At 61.5% G+C, this 19,235-nt stretch carries 9 protein-coding genes and 1 pseudogene; 7 read left to right on the top strand and 3 right to left on the bottom strand.

Annotation, left to right across the window (positions count from 1 at the left end):
* The first annotated feature begins 58 nt into the window (after window positions 1-58).
* From aceE to C8K63_RS20625, 5 genes are all read left to right on the top strand, one after another.
* The gene (gene aceE / locus C8K63_RS20645) at window positions 59-2,704 is read left to right on the top strand and encodes a pyruvate dehydrogenase (acetyl-transferring), homodimeric type (RefSeq protein ID WP_108218364.1); all 2,646 of its coding nucleotides are present in this window, start codon (window positions 59-61) and stop codon (window positions 2,702-2,704) included.
* Window positions 2,705-2,715: 11 nt separating this feature from the next.
* The gene (gene aceF, locus C8K63_RS20640) at window positions 2,716-4,662 is read left to right on the top strand and encodes a dihydrolipoyllysine-residue acetyltransferase (protein WP_108218363.1); all 1,947 of its coding nucleotides are present in this window, start codon (window positions 2,716-2,718) and stop codon (window positions 4,660-4,662) included.
* Window positions 4,663-4,936: 274 nt separating this feature from the next.
* Complete coding sequence (locus C8K63_RS20635; protein ID WP_108218362.1) at window positions 4,937-6,331, top strand: alkaline phosphatase D family protein; 1,395 nt, start codon at window positions 4,937-4,939, stop codon at window positions 6,329-6,331.
* 234 nt (window positions 6,332-6,565) lie between these two features.
* Window positions 6,566-9,259, top strand: a complete 2,694-nt coding sequence (locus tag C8K63_RS20630; RefSeq protein WP_108218361.1) for a bifunctional diguanylate cyclase/phosphodiesterase — start codon at window positions 6,566-6,568, stop codon at window positions 9,257-9,259.
* A gap of 154 nt (window positions 9,260-9,413) precedes the next feature.
* Complete coding sequence (locus C8K63_RS20625; RefSeq protein WP_108218360.1) at window positions 9,414-10,112, top strand: OmpW family protein; 699 nt, start codon at window positions 9,414-9,416, stop codon at window positions 10,110-10,112.
* 195 nt (window positions 10,113-10,307) lie between these two features.
* Here C8K63_RS20625 and C8K63_RS20620 read toward each other — a convergent pair whose 3' ends face one another.
* Window positions 10,308-11,237, bottom strand: a complete 930-nt coding sequence (locus C8K63_RS20620) for an NAD-dependent epimerase/dehydratase family protein (protein ID WP_108218359.1) — start codon at window positions 11,235-11,237, stop codon at window positions 10,308-10,310.
* Window positions 11,230-12,114, bottom strand: coding sequence for a sugar nucleotide-binding protein (locus C8K63_RS20615; RefSeq protein ID WP_108218358.1), 885 nt, complete (start codon window positions 12,112-12,114; stop codon window positions 11,230-11,232). Before C8K63_RS20615 ends, C8K63_RS20620 begins: the two co-directional genes overlap by 8 nt.
* A gap of 300 nt (window positions 12,115-12,414) precedes the next feature.
* On the opposite strand from C8K63_RS20615, the gene C8K63_RS20610 reads away from it, so the two are divergent.
* On the top strand, window positions 12,415-16,740 hold the full coding sequence (locus C8K63_RS20610; RefSeq protein ID WP_108218357.1) for a DEAD/DEAH box helicase: 4,326 nt from the start codon (window positions 12,415-12,417) through the stop codon (window positions 16,738-16,740).
* 94 nt (window positions 16,741-16,834) lie between these two features.
* Here C8K63_RS20610 and C8K63_RS20605 read toward each other — a convergent pair whose 3' ends face one another.
* Window positions 16,835-18,949, bottom strand: coding sequence for a mechanosensitive ion channel family protein (locus C8K63_RS20605; protein WP_108218356.1), 2,115 nt, complete (start codon window positions 18,947-18,949; stop codon window positions 16,835-16,837).
* A gap of 100 nt (window positions 18,950-19,049) precedes the next feature.
* Here C8K63_RS20605 and C8K63_RS20600 point away from each other — a divergent pair.
* Window positions 19,050-19,187, top strand: a pseudogene (locus C8K63_RS20600) (MFS sugar transporter); the annotation flags it as partial.
* Window positions 19,188-19,235: the final 48 nt, after the last annotated feature.

Below are 19,235 nucleotides of genomic sequence, written 5' to 3'. Positions count from 1 at the left end.
AGGCCAGTCGCTAACTCAGGCAACCGATTCTGGTAGCCTTTCCGCCCTGGAGCAAGCCATGCAAGACCTCGATCCCGTCGAAACCCAGGAATGGCTGGACGCCCTGGAATCGGTTCTCGACAAAGAAGGCGAAGACCGTGCTCACTATCTGATGACCCGTATGGGTGAACTCGCGACCCGCAGCGGTTCGCAGTTGCCTTACGCCATCACCACGCCTTACCGCAACACGATCCCCGTTACCCACGAAGCACGCATGCCTGGCGACCTGTTCATGGAACGCCGCATTCGCTCGCTGGTACGCTGGAACGCGATGGCCATGGTAATGCGTACGAACCTGAAAGATTCCGACCTCGGCGGTCACATCTCCAGCTTCGCTTCCAGTGCAACCCTGTATGACATTGGCTTCAACTACTTCTTCCAGGCCCCGAGCGACGAACACGGCGGTGACCTGATCTACTTCCAGGGCCACACCTCGCCAGGCGTTTACGCCCGCGCGTTCATGGAAGGCCGCATCACCGAAGACCAGATGAACAACTTCCGTCAGGAAGTCGATGGTCAAGGCCTGTCGTCCTACCCGCACCCTTGGCTGATGCCTGACTTCTGGCAGTTCCCGACCGTATCCATGGGTCTGGGCCCGATCCAGGCGATCTACCAGGCACGCTTCATGAAGTACCTGGAACACCGTGGCTTCATCCAGCCGGGCAAACAGAAAGTCTGGTGCTTCCTGGGCGACGGCGAGTGCGACGAGCCGGAATCCCTGGGCGCCATCTCCCTGGCCGGCCGCGAGAAACTGGACAACCTGATCTTCGTCATCAACTGCAACCTGCAGCGCCTCGACGGCCCGGTTCGCGGCAACGGCAAGATCATCCAGGAACTCGAAGGCGTGTTCCGCGGTGCCCAGTGGAACGTGACCAAAGTCATCTGGGGCCGTTTCTGGGACCCACTGCTGGCCAAGGACGTCGACGGCATCCTGCAACGCCGCATGGACGAAGTCATCGACGGCGAGTACCAGAACTACAAAGCCAAAGACGGCGCGTTCGTGCGTGAACACTTCTTCAACACGCCTGAACTCAAGGCGATGGTCGAAGACCTGTCCGACGACGAGATCTGGAAGCTCAACCGCGGCGGCCACGACCCGTACAAGGTCTACGCGGCGTACCACGAAGCGGTCAACCACAAAGAACAACCGACCGTCATCCTGGCCAAGACCATCAAGGGTTATGGCACCGGTGCCGGCGAAGCGAAAAACACTGCGCACAACACCAAGAAGGTCGATGTCGAAAGCCTGAAGTTGTTCCGCGACCGCTTCGACATCCCGGTCAAGGACGATGAACTGGAAAACCTGCCATTCTTCAAACCGGAAGTAGGCAGCGCCGAAGCCCGTTACCTGAGCGAGCGTCGTACCGCACTGGGCGGCTTCGTACCTCAGCGTCGCGCCAAGAGCTTCAACATCCCGACGCCGCCACTGGACACCCTCAAGGCGATCCTGGACGGCTCGGGCGACCGCGAAATCTCCACCACCATGGCTTTCGTGCGGATCCTCGCGCAGCTGGTCAAGGACAAGGAAATCGGTCCGCGCATCGTGCCGATCATCCCGGACGAAGCCCGTACCTTCGGTATGGAAGGCATGTTCCGTCAATTGGGCATCTACTCCTCCGTCGGCCAGCTCTACGAGCCAGTCGATAAAGACCAGGTGATGTTCTACAAGGAAGACCAGAAGGGCCAGATCCTCGAAGAAGGCATCAACGAAGCGGGCGCCATGAGCTCCTTCATCGCTGCCGGTACTTCGTACTCCAGCCACAATCAGCCGATGCTGCCGTTCTACATCTTCTACTCGATGTTCGGCTTCCAGCGTATCGGCGACCTGGCCTGGGCCGCTGGCGACAGCCGCACCCGTGGCTTCCTGATCGGCGGCACCGCCGGCCGTACCACCCTGAACGGTGAAGGCCTGCAGCACGAAGACGGTCACAGCCACCTGCTGGCTGCCACCATCCCGAACTGCCGCACCTACGATCCAACCTACGGCTACGAGCTGGCGGTGATCATTCAGGACGGCATGAAGAAGATGACCGAAGAGCAACAGGACGTCTTCTACTACATCACCGTAATGAACGAGTCGTACCAGCAGCCAGCCATGCCGGCCGGTGCCGAAGAAGGCATCAAGAAAGGCATGTACCTGCTTGAGGAAGACACCCGCGAAGCGGCGCACCACGTTCAGCTGATGGGCTCCGGCACCATCCTGCGTGAAGTCCGTGAAGCAGCGAAGATTTTGCGTGAAGAGTTCAACGTCGGCGCCGACGTGTGGAGCGTCACCAGCTTCAACGAACTGCGTCGCGACGGCCTGGCCGTTGAACGCACCAACCGTCTGCACCCGGGCCAGAAGCCTAAGCTGAGCTATGTCGAAGAGTGCCTGAACGGCCGTAAAGGTCCGGTCATTGCGTCTACCGACTACATGAAACTGTTCGCCGAGCAGATCCGTCAGTGGGTACCGTCCAAGGAATTCAAAGTCCTGGGCACCGACGGTTTCGGCCGCAGCGACAGCCGCAAGAAACTGCGTCATTTCTTCGAAGTCGACCGTCATTTCGTGGTGTTGGCAGCCCTGGAAGCACTGGCTGACCGTGGCGACATCGAACCTAAAGTGGTGGCCGAGGCCATCGCCAAGTTCGGTATCAACCCGGAAAAACGCAACCCACTGGACTGCTGAGGAGAGATTTTGTGAGCGAACTCATTCGCGTACCTGACATCGGCAGCGGTGAAGGTGAAGTAATTGAACTGTTTGTGAAGGTCGGCGACCGTATCGAAGCCGACCAGAGCATCCTGACACTTGAGTCGGACAAGGCGAGCATGGAAGTGCCCGCGCCGAAGGCCGGTATCATCAAGAGCCTGAAAGTGAAGCTGGGCGATCGCCTGAAAGAAGGCGACGAACTGCTGGAGCTGGAAGTCGAAGGTGCCGCTGCTGCGGCTCCTGCGGCTGCCGCTGCGCCGGCGGCCAAGGCAGAAGCCAAACCGGCTGCTGCGCCTGCCGCCGCGCCTGCTCCTGCTGCGCCGGCTGCTGCCAGCGTTCAGCAAGTGCACGTGCCGGACATCGGTTCGTCGGGCAAGGCCCAGATCATCGAGATCCAGGTCAAGGTCGGCGACACCGTCGCGGCTGATCAGTCGCTGATCACCCTGGAATCGGACAAGGCGAGCATGGAAATCCCGTCGCCTGCCGCTGGCGTGGTCAAGGCCATCAGCGTCAAGCTCAACGACGAAGTCGGCACCGGCGACCTGATCCTGGATCTGGAAGTGGCGGGTGCTGCTGCACCAGCTGCTGCTCCGGCCCAGGCTGCCGCTCCGGCACCCGCCGCTGCACCTGCGGCAGCCCCGGCTGCTCCAGTGGCCGACAGCGTTCAGGACATCCACGTTCCGGACATCGGTTCTTCGGGCAAGGCCAAGATCATCGAAGTCCTGGTCAAGGCCGGCGACACCGTTGCCGCCGACCAGTCGCTGATCACCCTGGAATCCGACAAGGCAAGCATGGAAATCCCGTCGCCAGCCGCTGGCGTGGTGGAAAGCGTTTCCATCAAGCTCGATGACGAAGTCGGTACTGGCGATCTGATCCTGAAACTGAAAGTCAAAGGCGCCGCTCCAGCCGCGGCTCCGGCACCTGCCGCTGCTGCTCCGAGCGCACCTGCTCCATCTGCTCCTGCCGCCGCCGCTGCACCTGCTGCTGCCCCGGCCGCCGCTCCAGCCAAGCCGGGCGCCAAGGTTCACGCCGGCCCTGCCGTGCGTCAACTGGCCCGCGAATTCGGCGTCGAGCTGAACGCAGTGGGTGCCAGCGGGCCGCACGGTCGCATCCTGAAGGAAGACGTGCAGGTTTACGTCAAGGCCATGATGCAGAAGGCCAAGGAAGCACCAGCCGCTGCTGCTGGCGCAACCGGTGGCGCGGGCATCCCGCCGATTCCGGTCGTGGACTTCAGCCGCTTCGGTGAAATCGAAGAAGTGCCGATGACCCGCCTGATGCAGGTCGGCGCCGCCAACCTGCACCGCAGCTGGCTGAACGTGCCGCACGTGACACAATTCGACTCGGCGGATATCACCGAACTCGAAGCGTTCCGCGTTGCCCAGAAAGCCGTTGCAGAGAAGGCTGGCGTCAAGCTGACCATCCTGCCGTTGCTGCTCAAGACCTGTGCGCACCTGCTCAAGGAACTGCCGGACTTCAACAGCTCGCTGGCGCCAAGCGGCAAAGCGATCATCCGCAAGAAATACGTGAACATCGGCTTCGCCGTCGACACCCCGGATGGCCTGCTGGTACCGGTCATCAAGAACGTCGATCAGAAGAGCCTGCTGCAACTGGCGGCCGAAGCGGCTTCCCTGGCTGAAAAAGCCCGGACCAAGAAGCTCTCGTCGGACGAGATGCAAGGCGCCTGCTTCACCATTTCCAGCCTCGGCCACATTGGCGGCACCGGCTTCACGCCGATCGTCAACGCGCCGGAAGTGGCGATCCTCGGTGTTTCCAAGGCAACCATCCAGCCAGTCTGGGATGGCAAAGCCTTCCAGCCGAAACTGATGCTGCCCCTGTCGCTGTCCTACGATCACCGTGTGATCAACGGCGCCGCTGCTGCACGCTTCACCAAGCGTCTGAGCGACCTGCTGGGCGACATCCGCACCATGCTCCTGTAACACCGACCGGCCCTCCTTCACCGGAGGGCCGATCGCGTTCCACGTTTCCGAGCGCCACGCTCGTACCTCAACCCCGCCAATTTGGCGGGGCTTTTTTTGCCTGAATTTCTTGCTTAGAACGTCTTCCTACATTTGTGGCTGATATCGCCCACAACTCGAGTCCATTTCTGCCAGATATTTTTTCGGGCCAAATAACTAGCCTTGGCTGAAAGACTACTTATCACACCCGAAACAACCATCTAACCAATTCGTAAACAGCTGAATGGACTCAATCATGTTTAAACCAACTGTCGGCCCGATTATTGGCCACACCACAACTAATCACGCCCGTATTTTTTTACGCGGCAAACACAATAAAAACACCTTGGTATTTGCCGGAGTTCGTTATAGACGCTTGGGCGAAGATCACTGGTCAAAAGGCGACTTTGCGAAACTCGAACCCGAGCGCGACATGTGCGAAGTCTTTGCACTGAACAATCTGTCCGCCGACTCCGACTATGAATATCAGGCCGGGTGGTTCAGCCCGATGAGACCGGCGCACACCGTCGACACGGTGAAGGAACTGCCGCTGCAATGGCCACGGCAGGTTTATCACTTTCGTACCCGTTCCAGCCAGGCCAGTCTGCCAAGGGCCTACATTGTCGGTTCCTGTCGATACTTGCGCATGACCGCCGGCATTGCATGGGCCCCTCAATTGGGCGACAGAATCTTCGCTTCAATTTCACGCCTGGTGGAGCACGCCAGTCCTCCCGTCAGTGCGCAGGTGATGACAGGGGACCAAATCTATGTCGATGATTTGAACATCGTCGCCCCCGATCGGAAGCTCAAGGAAATCCTGCAAAAATATCGCGTGGCGTTTTCGCAGGTTAATATCGCCAGACTAATGTCCAGTCTGCCCACTTACATGATCCTTGACGACCATGAAATAGAAGACAACTGGCCCGCCAACAAGAGAAAGTCCGATGACTACTTATATGCAAACGCAATCAGGGCCTATGAGTTGTATCAGGCCAGCCATAGTCCAGCTCATGCACTCACCAATGATGGACTTATAAATAAACGACTGGACAAATACTGGTATCAATTTACTGAAGGTGATATCGAATGGTTTGTGACCGACAGTCGAACCCGACGCAATCTGTCGGCCACTGACCGCCGCATTCTCGACGCAGACCAGGAGCAGACCTTGTGCGACTGGCTGATCCACACCCCGGCGCGGGTCAAGTTCGTGGTCACCAGCGTCATGTTCTACCCTGACCAAAAACGCTCGGATGATGACGCCTGGCAAGCCTTCCCGGAACAACGGCTACGGTTGCTGGAGACCATTCGCACACACCGCATCAAGAACGTCGTGTTCATTTCCGGTGATGTTCACGGCTCGCTGACCAGTCGGCTGACCTACAGCGAGGACCCGGACTTCGAAGTCCACACCGTCGTCTCGTCACCGCTGTGCAACAGCAGAATGCTGCCCTATGCCACGGCCGCCACGTTCACCCTTGATCAACCCCTGGTCTGCACCGCCGCTGGCGACTATCGACATGAACTGACCAGCGGCGTGATCAGCCAGGATAACTTTTCACACATGGTCGTCGAGGCTCGGCGGCTTCAGGTGAATTTCCACGACCGGGAGGGCAAGCTTTTGCAGTCCATTGGCATCCCGATTCGCTGACGCGGAAACAGATCGCAGCCATTGGCAACACGTGCAAAACTGCGACTTTTCGGCGAACAGCATTACTTTTTTCCACCGACTGAAGAAATCCCGTCGCCTGCCGACATATTCTTATAGCACTTGGCCTTCATCTCTCTTGTCAGTCGGTGCCGCAATGATGCAACCTTGCCGCAGGCAACAGTAAAGAGGGCGAGAGCCCAGCGCGTTCAGCACATTCGAAGCGAGTTTCCCTCCATGAAAAGCCAACCCGATGCCGCCAGCCGTATGGTGGCCGAGGTAGTGACGCAGTTGCCTGTGCCCTCGCGGCTCGGCATGCTGCGTTTCGAACGGCTTAATGAACCCAGCTGGGCGCTGCTGTTTCTCGATCCCAATTGCGAACGCCAGTTCGGTCTGCCAGCCGTCGAGTTGTGTGCGCTGGTGGGCTCGCCCTACGCCAGCCTGATGGAACCGCAAGCGCGCTATCAACTGCACGACGCGGTCCAGCAGCAGCTGACTGAAAGCCCGCATTACCTGATCCGCTACACCCTGCACACCGCCTCGGGCTCCCTGAATCTGCTGGAACTGGGCGAAGCCTACAAACAACACAATCGTCACCTGTTGCGCGGCTACCTGTTGGTCATTGACGGCCTGTTCGAGGATGACCCGCTGCAACCGGCCCTGGATCTGGAAACCCAGAACTCGCGCCTGCAAATCGCCCTGGAACTCAATCAACGTGCCCAGCAGGAGCAATTGCTGCATCTGGACCGGGCGCGTGCCCAGCAGGACCTGATCCTGCTGCTCACCCGTCAACGCTACAGCAGCAATAATTCCTTGCTGGAAGCCGCCGAGCTGATCACCCGCAGCGCCTGCGATATTTACGAAATCGACTGCGCCAGCCTGTGGCACCTCGAAGGCTCGAGGCTGGTGCCGATCTCGGCCTATCACCGCACGAATCAGGAATACCTGCTGCCGCAACCGATCGACGTCAGCGTTTTCCCCGATTACCTCGACGCCCTGCACACCGGCCGCGCCATCGACGCACATAACGCCATGCGCGACCCGCGCACCCGGGAGATGGCCGAAAGCCTGCGCCCACGCGACGTCAACGCAATGCTTGACGCCAGCATCCGCGTCGATGGCCAGGTGGTCGGCGTTTTGTGCCTGGAGCAGACCGGCGCGACCCGCGCCTGGCAGTCGGATGAAATCGCCTTCGCCGGAGAACTGGCGGACCAGTTTGCCCAGGTCATCAGCAACCACAACCGGCGAACCGCCACCAGCGCCCTGCACCTGTTCCAGCGTGCGGTCGAACAAAGTGCCAACGCCTTTCTGCTGGTCAACTGCGACGGCGTGGTGGAATACGTCAACCCGAGCTTCACCGCGATCACCCAATATTCCACCGAAGAAGTGCACGGTCAGCGCCTGTCAGAACTACCAGCCCTGGAGAACCTCAGCGAACTGCTGTTCGACGCGCCTTCGGCGTTGGCCAAGAGCAACAGTTGGCAGGGCGAATTCAAGAGCCGCCGGAAAAACCTCGAACCCTATTGGGGCCAGTTGTCGATCTCCAAGGTATACGGCGACAACCGCGAGCTGACCCACTACATCGGCATCTACGAAGACATCACCCAGAACAAGCTCGCTCAGCAACGTATCGAGCGCCTGGCCTACACCGACAACCTGACCAATCTCGGCAACCGCCCGGCCTTCATTCGTAACCTCGATGAACGCTTCGCCCGGGACAGCGATGCGCCAATCAGCCTGTTGCTGGTGGACATCGATAACTTCAAGCGGATCAATGACAGCCTTGGCCACCAGACTGGCGACAAGCTGCTGATCAGCCTCGCCCGGCGCCTGCGCAACAGCCTGGTTCCGAGCGGCAGCCTGGCGCGATTCGCCAGTAACGAATTCGCCGTATTGCTGGACAACAGCGACCTCACGGTAGGCCAGCAAGTGGCCAACCAGTTGCTGGCGACCCTCGACAAACCGATGTTCGTCGACAACCAGTTGATCAGCGTCACCGGCTCCGTGGGCCTGGCCTGCGCGCCGCTGCACGGGCGCGACCCGCAAACCCTGATGCGCAACGCCGGGTTGGCGCTGCACAAGGCCAAGGCCAACGGCAAACACCAGGTGCAAGTGTTCACCGAAGCGCTGAACGCCGAGGCCAGCTACAAGCTGTTCGTCGAGAACAACCTGCGCCGCGCCCTGACCCAGAACGAGCTCGACGTGTTCTATCAGCCCAAGCTGTGCCTGCGCAGCGGTCGCCTGCTGGGCATGGAAGCACTGCTGCGCTGGGACCATCCGGAAAAGGGCATGATCCGTCCGGATCAGTTCATCAGCGTCGCCGAAGAAACCGGGCTGATCATTCCGATCGGCAAATGGATCGCCCGCCAGGCCTGCCGCATGAGCAAAGCGCTGACCGTCGCCGGCCTGGGCAACCTGCAAGTGGCGATCAACCTGTCGCCCAAGCAGTTTTCCGATCCGGACCTGGTGGCCTCCATTGCCAACATCCTCAAGGAAGAAGCCCTTCCAGCTCATTTACTGGAGCTGGAGCTGACCGAAGGCCTGCTGCTGGAAGCCACCGAAGACACCCACTTGCAACTCGAGCAACTCAAGCGCCTGGGCCTGACCCTGGCCATGGACGACTTCGGCACCGGTTACTCGTCGCTCAGCTACTTGAAAAAATTCCCCATCGACATCATCAAGATCGACCGAAGCTTCATCCACGAAATCCCGGACAACCAGGACGACATGGAAATCACCTCCGCGGTGATCGCCATGGCGCACAACCTGAAACTCAAGGTCGTGGCTGAAGGCATCGAAACCGCCGAGCAGTTGTCGTTTCTGCGCCGTCACCGCTGCGACGTCGGCCAGGGCTACCTGTTCGATCGTCCGATCCCGGGCAATGAGCTGATCGAAAAGCTCAAGCGCTACCCGCGAGGCCCAATCGCCTGACAGGCACAGGACCTGCGAACCTGCTCGCAAAGGGGCCATCGAAATCGCTACAAAATCCACTCCTTAGCACTTTCCTTGAGTTGCATCAAAAGACCGATTCGTTAGGCACCTTACCATTGGACATCGAACATTTTTAACGTCCTCTGGAGCCCCCATGAACAAGTCCATGCTCAGCGCTTCGCTGGTTGCCCTCGCGCTCGCAGCCCCGCTCGCCCACGCCTTCGAGGCCGGCGATATTCTCATTCGCGCTGGTGCAATCACCGTCAACCCCGAGGCTGACAGCTCCAGCGTCAAGGTTGATCAAGGCCCGCTCGCAGGTGCCGACCTGGGCGGCAAGGCAACCATGAGCAGCGACACACAACTGGGCCTGAACTTCGCCTACATGCTCACCAACCACCTGGGTATCGAGCTGCTGGCGGCCACACCGTTCGAGCATGACGTGAAACTCAAGGGCACGGCCCTGAGCGCGGCCAACGGCAAACTCGGCACCCTCAAGCAGCTGCCGCCAACCTTGAGCCTGGTGTACTACCCGCTGGATCCGAAGTCGGCCTTCCAGCCGTACGTCGGCGGCGGCATCAACTACACCTATATCTACGATGAACACGTTGGCAGCCAAGCGCAGTCCGCCGGTTTCAGCAACTTCAAGGCGGAAAACTCCTGGGGCCTGGCGTGGCAAGTCGGTGCTGACTACATGCTGACCGACAACATCATGATCAACGCCCAGGTGCGCTACATCGACATCGATACCCGCGCCACTGTCGAGAACAACTCGATTGCCCCAGGTACCCGGGCACGTGTGGACGTCGATGTAGACCCGTTCATCTACATGGTGGGTCTGGGTTACAAGTTCTAAAAAATGTTCACGTGGTGGTGAATGAGGCTTTGTGGTGATTAGACTTAAAAATGACGACGACTGCTGCGCAGTCGAACGGGGCGATGCGGCGATCCGACAAGCCCCCTCGCCACAGGGATTTCGTCCGCTTTAACGCAAATTCCGGCCACAAAAAAGGCGCCAGTCAAAGGCGCCTTTTTTGTGGCCGCAAGAATCTCAGCGCCCCAGCAACCGCGCCAACCCCACACGCATCGGTGTCTGCTCTGTGGTGCTGAAGCGTTCCAACAGGCGTCGGTTGTTCGCCCGGGAGTGACGAATGTCACCGGAGCGCGCCGGGCCGTAGCTCACCGGTGGCAACTTGCCGACCACGGCTTCCAGCGCCTCGAGCATTTGCTTGAGGGTCGTCGCCTGGTTCCAGCCAACGTTGACCGCACCGACTTCGACCCGGGGCTTCTCGATGGCCTGCACCAGCAGGTCGACCAGGTCTTCGACGTAGACAAAATCCCGGGTCTGCTCACCATCACCGAACACTGTGATCGGCAAGCCCTTCAGTGCGCGCTCGCTGAATATGCTGATCACCCCGGAGTACGGCGAGGACGGATCCTGGCGCGGACCGAAGATGTTGAAGAAGCGGAAAATCACCGGCTCCAGCCCATGCTGGCGGCGGTAGAAATCGAAATAGTGCTCACCGGCCAGTTTGTCCACTGCATACGGCGTCAGCGGCGTCTTGGGCGTGTCTTCGTCGATCGACTCACCTTCGCCATTGTTGCCATACACTGCCGCGCTGGAGGCGAACAGCACGCGTTTGACCCCGGTCTGGCGCATGGCTTCACAGACGTTCAACGTACCGATGAAGTTGCTTTGGTGCGTGCGCACGGGATCGTCCACCGAGGCCTGCACCGAAGCCACGGCGGCCAGGTGCGCCACGGCGCTGCATCCGGCCATCGCCTGGGCAACCAAGGCCGCATCGGCCACGTCGCCGACGATCAGTTCGACCCTGGGATTGTCCAGCGGCAGATTGCTGCGCTTGCCGGTGGACAGGTCATCGAGAATCCGCACCGCATGGCCCTTGGCAAGCAGGGCGTCAGTCAGGTGCGAACCAATGAAACCGGCACCGCCGGTGATCAAAACGGGGCCGTCAGCCATGGCGATAGAACCTGTCCAGTAGACCGGGAAGCGCCGCACGCCAAGCGCGCGGTTTGATCCCGAAGGTGTGCAGAATTTTTTTGCAGGCCAATACCGCGTGCTGCGGTTCTTCGGCAGCATCCGGACGCGCGGCGTGAGCCTGGGCGGTCGGGGATTCGATGGCTAGCGGATGCAAGCTGCGGGCTTCGGTCAGAATCGCCTGCCCCAGCGCCAGCGGCGTGGTCGCCTCATGCCCGGCGTAGTGGTAGGTGCCCCACAGCGGCGCGGCGCAATCGAGTTGCTTGAGCACTGAAATGATCACGCGGGCGGCATCGTCGACCGGCGTCGGATTGCCGCGCCGGTCGTCGGCCATCAGCAATTCTTCAGGTTGTTCGGCACGGGCGAGGAAGCGGCCAAGGGTGCCATCCGGGCTGTCGTCCAGCAGCCAGCCGAAACGCAACAGCACGTGTTGCGGGCAGGTGGCGCGAACGCTTTGTTCGATTCGCCACAACGCCTGACCGCGCAGGCCCAATGGCACCGGTTCGTCTTTTTCGCTGTAAGCCGTGGCACGGGAGCCGTCGAACACTCGATAGCTGGAAGGTTGCAGCAGGACGATATTGTGGTGCTGGCAAAGCTCCGCCAGACGCTCGATCGCACGCTCCTGGCTGGCCAGACGCTGTTCGCTCACCGCCTCTGCCTGAAACCAGTCGAAGTAGTAGGCAAGGTTGATCAACGCATCGGGACGGGTGTCGTCGAGCAGTTGTGTCAGGCTCGCGGCATCCCAGCCGTCTTCGGGCGGGCGGGGTGCGAGGAAACCGATGTCTTCCTCCGCACCGAGGCGAATCAGCGCCTGCCCAAGGGCATTTCCGCCGCCCAGTAACATAAGGCGCATTCGCATAGAGTCAGCAGGCCCAGTCTGATTGAAACAATGGCGTTATCGACACCGCGCCCAGGCGATGTCGTTGGTAAATGCCGGAATCGTTGCATTTTGCGGGTTTAGTGCGCAACCGTCATCCGTAAAGTGTAGATCCCTGAGTTTTGTAGTGCTGCCACTGGCCTCATCGCGAGCAAGCTCGCTCCTACAGTGGCCGGACAAACCCATTGTAGGAACGGGCTTGCCCGCGAAGAGGCCCTGAAGGCCACCAGAGATCCCGAGCGGTACTTGCATCTTGCGCCCCCCACCCGCATAACTTGCTGCATGAACCTGCCCATCCCCGCAGACAGTGCCCTGAGCGGCTTTCACCCTGCCGTCAGTGCCTGGTTCAGCCACACGTTCCCGGCGGTCACCGCCGCCCAGGCCCGGGCGTGGCCGTTGATCCGCCAGCGCCGTTCGACCCTGGTCGCCGCGCCCACCGGCTCCGGCAAAACCCTCACCGCCTTTCTCGCCGTCATCGACGATCTGGTGCACCGCGGTCTGGAAAGCCCCGAAGGCTTGCCCGACGCCACCCTGGTGGTCTACGTCTCGCCGCTCAAAGCGCTGTCCAACGACATCCAGATCAACCTGCAAAACCCGCTGGCCGGCATTACCGAACAGTTGCGCGTGATGGGCCTGCCCGAAATGCAGATCACCACTGCCGTGCGCACCGGCGATACACCGCAAAAGGACCGCTCGGCGATGCGCAAGACGGCGCCGCATATTCTGGTGACCACGCCGGAGTCCCTGTACGTGCTGCTCGGTTCCGATTCCGGTCGGCAGATGCTTGGCACGACACAAACGGTGATCATCGACGAGATCCACGCCATGGCCGCCAGCAAACGCGGCAGTCATCTGACCCTGAGCCTCGAACGCCTGCAAGCACTCTGCCCTGAGCCGTTGCTGCGCATCGGTCTGTCGGCCACGCAAAAGCCCGTCGAAGCCGTCTCGCGCTTCCTGGTGGGTCGCGACCGCCCGTGCGAGATCGTCGACATCGGCCACGCCCGCCCCCGCGACCTGGACATCGAAGTGCCGCCCGTGCCGCTATCGGCGGTGATGGCCAACGATGTCTGGGAACTGGTCTACGACCGCCTCGCCGCCCTCGCCCGGGAACACCGGACCACGCTGATTTTCGTCAACACCCGGCGCCTGGCCGAACGCCTGAGCCGTCATCTGAGCGAACGCCTGGGCAAGGACGCCGTGGCCGCCCACCACGGCAGCCTGGCCAAGGAATTTCGCCTGGACGCCGAGCAGCGACTCAAGCGCGGCGACCTGCAGGTGCTGATCGCCACGGCGTCGCTGGAACTGGGGATCGATATCGGCGACGTCGACCTGGTGTGCCAGATCGCCTCGCCGCGTTCGATTGCCGGGTTTCTGCAACGGGTCGGCCGTTCCGGGCACCAGGTCGGCGGCACGTCCAAGGGCCGTTTGTTCGCCACCACCCGCGACGACCTGATCGAATGCGCCGCGCTGCTCGACTGCGTGCGCCGGGGCGAACTCGATACCTTGATGATCCCGCAGGCGCCGCTGGACGTGCTGGCGCAGCAGATCATCGCCGAGGTCAGTTGCCAGGAGTGGCCGGAGCAAGCGCTGCTGGAGATGCTGCGCCGTGCCTCGCCCTACGCCGCACTCGACGACAAACACTACCAGGCGCTGCTGCACATGCTCGCCGAGGGCTACAACGGGCGTCAGGGCATCCGCAGCGCCTACCTGCACCGCGACGCCGTGAGCCGCACCCTGCGCGGTCGCCGTGGCGCAAAACTGACAGCGGTGACCAGTGGCGGGACGATTCCGGACAACGCCGACTACAGCGTGCTGCTGGAGCCTCAAGGGCTGAACATCGGCAGCGTCAACGAAGACTTCGCGGTGGAAAGCATCGCCGGGGATGTCTTCCAGTTGGGCAATACGTCCTATCGGATCCTGCGCGTGGAAACCGGCAAAGTCCGGGTCGAGGATGCCCAGGGCCAACCGCCGACCATTCCGTTCTGGCTCGGGGAAGCGCCGGGGCGCAGCGCCGAACTGTCCGCGGCGGTTGCGCGCTTGCAGGCACAACTCGACGACCTGCTGGAGGCTGCGCCAGGCAACTTGCAGCCAGCGCTCGACTGGCTGACTGACACCTTGGGCCTGAACCTCGCCAGCGCCGGACAACTGGTGGACTACCTGGCCCGAGCGCGACAAACGCTGGGCGCCCTGCCATCGCAAGACACGCTGTTGATGGAGCGTTTTTTCGACGAGTCCGGCGGCACCCAACTGGTCATTCACACGCCGTTCGGCAGCCGTATCAACCGCGCCTGGGGTCTGGCCCTGCGCAAGCGTTTCTGTCGCACCTTCAACTTCGAATTGCAGGCCGCCGCCAGCGAAGACGCCATCGTGCTGTCGCTGTCCACCAGCCACAGTTTTGAACTGGACGATGTCTGGCGCTACCTGCACAGCAACAGCGCCGAGCATATCCTGATTCAAGCGGTGCTCGACGCGCCGCTGTTCGGTGTGCGCTGGCGCTGGAATGCCGGGGTGGCCCTGGCGCTGCCGCGCTACAGCGGCGGGCGCAAAGTCCCGCCGCAGATCCAGCGGATGAAAAGCGAAGACCTGATCGCCAGCGTGTTTCCCGATCAGATCGCCTGCGTGGAAAACCTCGCCGGCGAACGGGAGATTCCCGACCATCCGCTGGTGGAACAGACCCTCGACGATTGCCTGCACGACGCCATGGACACTGAAGGCTGGCTGGCCCTGTTGCGGCGTATGGAACGCGGCGACATTCGCCTGATCAGCCGCGATTTGCCGACGCCCTCGCCGCTGGCGGCGGAGATTCTCAGCGCCCGGCCCTATACCTTTCTCGACGATGCGCCACTGGAGGAACGTAGAACCCAGGCCGTGCTCAATCGCCGCTGGAGCGATCCGCAATCCACCGACGACCTCGGTGCGCTGGACGCCGAGGCGATTGCCGCCGTGCACGACGAAGCCTGGCCGGCGCCCTCCGGCGTCGATGAAATGCACGAAGCGTTGATGAGCCTGGCGGGCATCACCGATGCCGAGGCCGGTGCCAATCCGCAGTGGCTCGATTGGCTCACGACCCTGGCCGACAGTGGACGCGCGAGCCACTTGCAGATCAACGCCGGCCAATCGTTGTGGCTGGCGCTCGAGCGCCTGACCTGCCTGCGGACGATTTATCCACAGGCCGAATTGACGCCACCGCTACAAGCGCTGCCGGACTTCGACGAGGTTTGGGACCCCAATGACGCCATCCTCGAACTGATCCGCGCGCGACTCAGTGCCTTCGGACCTCTTGCGCTCGATCGCATTGCCGGACCGCTCGGCTTGCCCGCTACGCAAGTGAATCAAGCCCTGGCGCAGCTGGAGCGCGAAGGCTACGTGCTGCGCGGTCGCTTCACCCCGGGCACCACTGAGGAAGAATGGTGCGAGCGGCATTTGCTGGCGCGGATTCACCGCTATACGGTCAAGCGCCTGCGCCGGGAAATCGAACCGGTGGCGTTGCAGGATTTCATGCGGTTCCTGTTCGACTGGCAGCATGTGTCGGCCGCGAGCCAGGGCCAGGGCGCGGCGGTTTTGCCAGCCGTCGTCGCGCAATTCGAAGGCTACCCCGCCGCCGCTTCAGCCTGGGACAGAGACATCCTGCCGGCGCGGATCAAGGACTACTCGGCGACCTGGCTGGATGAGTTGTGCCGCAGCGGCAGACTGGTGTGGACGCGCCTGACCGCGTACAACAAAAGCGCCAGCACCGCGCTGCGCAGTACGCCGATTGTGTTGCTGCCGCGTAACCGGGTCGGCCTCTGGAGCGGCTTGACCGAACAGACGCCGGTCAGCGAACTGTCGCCGAAAACGCAAAAGGTCCACGCCGCCCTCAGCCAGCATGGCGCGCTGTTTTTCGACGAGCTGATCCATGAGGCCCATCTGCTGCGCTCGGAGCTGGAAATCGCCCTGCAGGAACTGGTGGGTGCGGGGTTGGTGAATGCCGACAGCTTCGCCGGATTGCGCGCACTGATCACCCCGGTCAGCAAGCGCCAGCCGCGCAACAGTCGGCGCGGGCGCGGGGCATTTATCGGTGGTATGGACGACGCCGGGCGCTGGGCTCTGTTGCGACGCGCACCTGCCGCGCCCGTGGTGGAAAACCAGCGTCCCGCGCCAACGCCAGCCGAAACCCTTGAACACATCGCCATGACCTTGCTACGCCGCTACGGCGTGGTGTTCTGGCGCTTACTGGAACGTGAGGCGGACTGGCTGCCGAGCTGGCGCGAACTGCTGCGCACTTTCCATCGCCTGGAGGCGCGGGGCGAGATTCGTGGCGGGCGGTTTGTCAGCGGCCTGGCGGGTGAGCAATTCGCCCTGCCCGAAGCGATTCCATTGCTGCGCGAGGTCCGGCGTCGGCCCCATGACGGCAGCCTGGTCGCAGTGTGCGGGGTCGATCCGTTGAACCTCGCCGGCACGCTGTTGCCCGGTGTAAAAGTCCCGGCGCTGGTGAGCAATCGGCTGGTGTATCGCGATGGATTGCCGGTTGCTGCCGAGATTGCTGGCAAGCAACAGTTTTGGGGGGAGCTGGATCAGCAGATGGGCGCTCAAATACATAAAAAACTGATTCAACACAGTTATCTGTAGGAGCTGGCTTGCCAGCGAAGAGGCCGTCAGGTTCAACATCGATGTTGCCTGACCATGCGTCTTCGCTGGCAAGCCAGCTCCTACAGGGGTGTTGCTATTGGGAGCGAGGCTGATCCGGCATCAACACCGCAGCATGCTCGGGCTCGATCTCCGGTGGCGCTTCGACCGGATGCCTCGGCACCAGCGCCTGCTGTGGATAAGTCTGCGCGAAATGCACCCACGGGCAGTTATCCACAAGCTTTTTCAATCGCTGATTGAAAGCCCGGCTCACCGCATACTGACCACCGGACACCGTGCGGAATTGCGCGGTCAGCACCACACCGTTGAGGTCCATCCTGTCGACGCCAAACACATCCAGCGGCCCTTGCAGGTTGTAGCGCAGGAACGGGTCGTTGCTGATGGAGTGCCCGGCTTCGCGGATCAATTCGATGGCCTTGTCGACATCGGTGTCGTAGGTCAATTGCACGGAAAAAAACGCATAGGCGAATTGCCGCGACTGGTTGGTCACGGCCTTGATCTGCCCGAACGGCACCGAGTGCACGAAGCCCTTGCCGTCGCGCAGGCGCAAGGTGCGGATGGTCAGGCCTTCGACCGTGCCGGCATGCCCGGAATCAAGCACCACCCAGTCGCCGATGGACAGGGTGTCTTCGATAATGATGAACAGCCCGGTAATCACGTCCTGCACCAGTTGCTGGGAACCGAAACCGATCGCCAGGCCGATCACCCCGGCACCGGCCAGGAAAGGCGCGACGTTGATTCCCAGGTTGGCCATGGTGGTGATCGCGCAAATCACCACCAGGATGATTTTGATCGCGTTGCGCAGCAGCGGCAGGATGGTTTTCACCCGCGTACTAGGCTGACGCGCCGAGCGTTTGTTGGTCGGTGGTTTCAGGGCCTCCTGAATCGCCGTGTCGAGCACCACCCAGACCATCCAGGTCACCAGCAGGATCAGGCCGATGTGGCTCAGGGAATCGCTGATCGCCCGGCCCACGGCATTGCTCACCGCGAATTCGAACAGCGACACACCCCAGATCCGCCCGAGGATATCGATGAACACGATGGCCATGCCAATGCGCAGCAAGGCATGGGACAAGTTGAGAAAACGCTCCTTGTAGGCCCCGCTGCGGCGCAGCTCCGCTTCGCTACGCGCCTTGAACAGATGGTGCAGCGTGGTGCTGAGGAACACCGTGGCAATCAGCAACACCGTAGTGAACAAGGCGCTGCGCAGCACTCTCTGGTTGTCGGCCCCGGCGCCGATCAGGTTGATGATCGAAACCAGTACCATCAACAGAATCGGCCAATACCAGAGCCCGGAAAATATCCGCAAGGTTTCACGCAACGCCGGCTGGCCGAGGCGCTGGGCCAGCGGCAGGATGCGGATCACATGGGCGACCGGGCGGCGCATGCGGATCACCAGCAAGCCGAAGGACATCGACGCTGCCAACCCGGTGAACACGGCGATGCTGCTGGTGAGATTGCTGCCCAGTTGATAGGCGATCTGCGGGCTGGTCAGGGCATCGCTCAAGGCCACCAGAAAACCGATACCGAATAACGGCCGGGGACTCTTCTCGCGAATGATCTGCACCGCCCGCCGTTTGTGGCCGGCATTGAACACTACCACCAACGACAGCACCAATGACGCGGAAAATATCCCCGCGCTAGCGGCATAAGCCAGACACAGCGCCAGCACCCGACCCGCCGATACCGGCAAAAACTGGCTGGCATAAATCGTCAGGGGCAGGCTGACCACCGCTGGAAGGGTATAGGGCAATAAATAACCGAGCAGGGCCTGGCCACGCTCGCGGCTGAGCAGCAGGCGATGCTCGCACAGGCGTTTGGCCAACAATCGCCCGAGCAGCCAAAGACAGGCAAACACGGCTGCCCACACGCAGGTCAACAGCAGAAAATCGCCGGCGACGCTCCAGGGCGAACGGACCGAGGGCTCATTGACCAACTGATCCACTTCATCGGCCGCGAGGTCGACACGCAGGCGCCAGACGTCGACGAGGTTTTGGTCCAGATCAAGCTTGGTCTGGACCTCGTCGATGCTTGAGCTGATGGCCCCCAGTAACCCGCCTTGCACCAGCGGTTCGGGGTGCGCCAGCGGTGTCGCGGTGGTCGGCAGCCCCGGTATCGCGGCGGCTTCCAGTTGTTCGCTGCCCAGCAACAGCAACGCGCCCAGCAGTATCGCGGTCTTGAGCCTGATCAAAGCACCCACTCCTTTGGCTGTGTCTGTAAGGAACTGATCGAGAAATGCCGGGCAAGTTCGGACATTGCCCGCAGAAAGCAGGACAGCGATGTTGCAGTAATTGCAGGTGCTCAAACAACCGCGCCTGTTGCTGATGTATGCCATGACAGCCGTCGGCTACGGCGGTTCGTTCATCGCCTTTACCTTTCTTGCGCCGATTCTTCAGGACCTCTCCGGCTTCAGCGCCAGCACCGCGAGCTGTGCCGAGGGGGCTTGTCGGAACGCCGCACCGCCCCGTTTGAGTGCG

This window comes from Pseudomonas sp. GV085 (genome assembly GCF_003050925.1).
Lineage (GTDB): Bacteria > Pseudomonadota > Gammaproteobacteria > Pseudomonadales > Pseudomonadaceae > Aquipseudomonas.
Note: the sequence above shows the minus strand (reverse complement) of the source record. Positions and strands in the feature narration are given on the sequence as shown.

Coding starts and splice junctions, on each gene's coding strand:
- C8K63_RS20625 (WP_108218360.1), top strand. CDS start 9,414: ATGAACAAGTCCATGCTCAGCGCTTCGCTGGTTGCCCTCGCGCTCGCA.
- C8K63_RS20610 (WP_108218357.1), top strand. CDS start 12,415: ATGAACCTGCCCATCCCCGCAGACAGTGCCCTGAGCGGCTTTCACCCT.
- C8K63_RS20615 (WP_108218358.1), bottom strand. CDS start 12,114: ATGCGAATGCGCCTTATGTTACTGGGCGGCGGAAATGCCCTTGGGCAG.
- C8K63_RS20635 (WP_108218362.1), top strand. CDS start 4,937: ATGTTTAAACCAACTGTCGGCCCGATTATTGGCCACACCACAACTAAT.
- aceE (WP_108218364.1), top strand. CDS start 59: ATGCAAGACCTCGATCCCGTCGAAACCCAGGAATGGCTGGACGCCCTG.
- C8K63_RS20630 (WP_108218361.1), top strand. CDS start 6,566: ATGAAAAGCCAACCCGATGCCGCCAGCCGTATGGTGGCCGAGGTAGTG.
- C8K63_RS20620 (WP_108218359.1), bottom strand. CDS start 11,237: ATGGCTGACGGCCCCGTTTTGATCACCGGCGGTGCCGGTTTCATTGGT.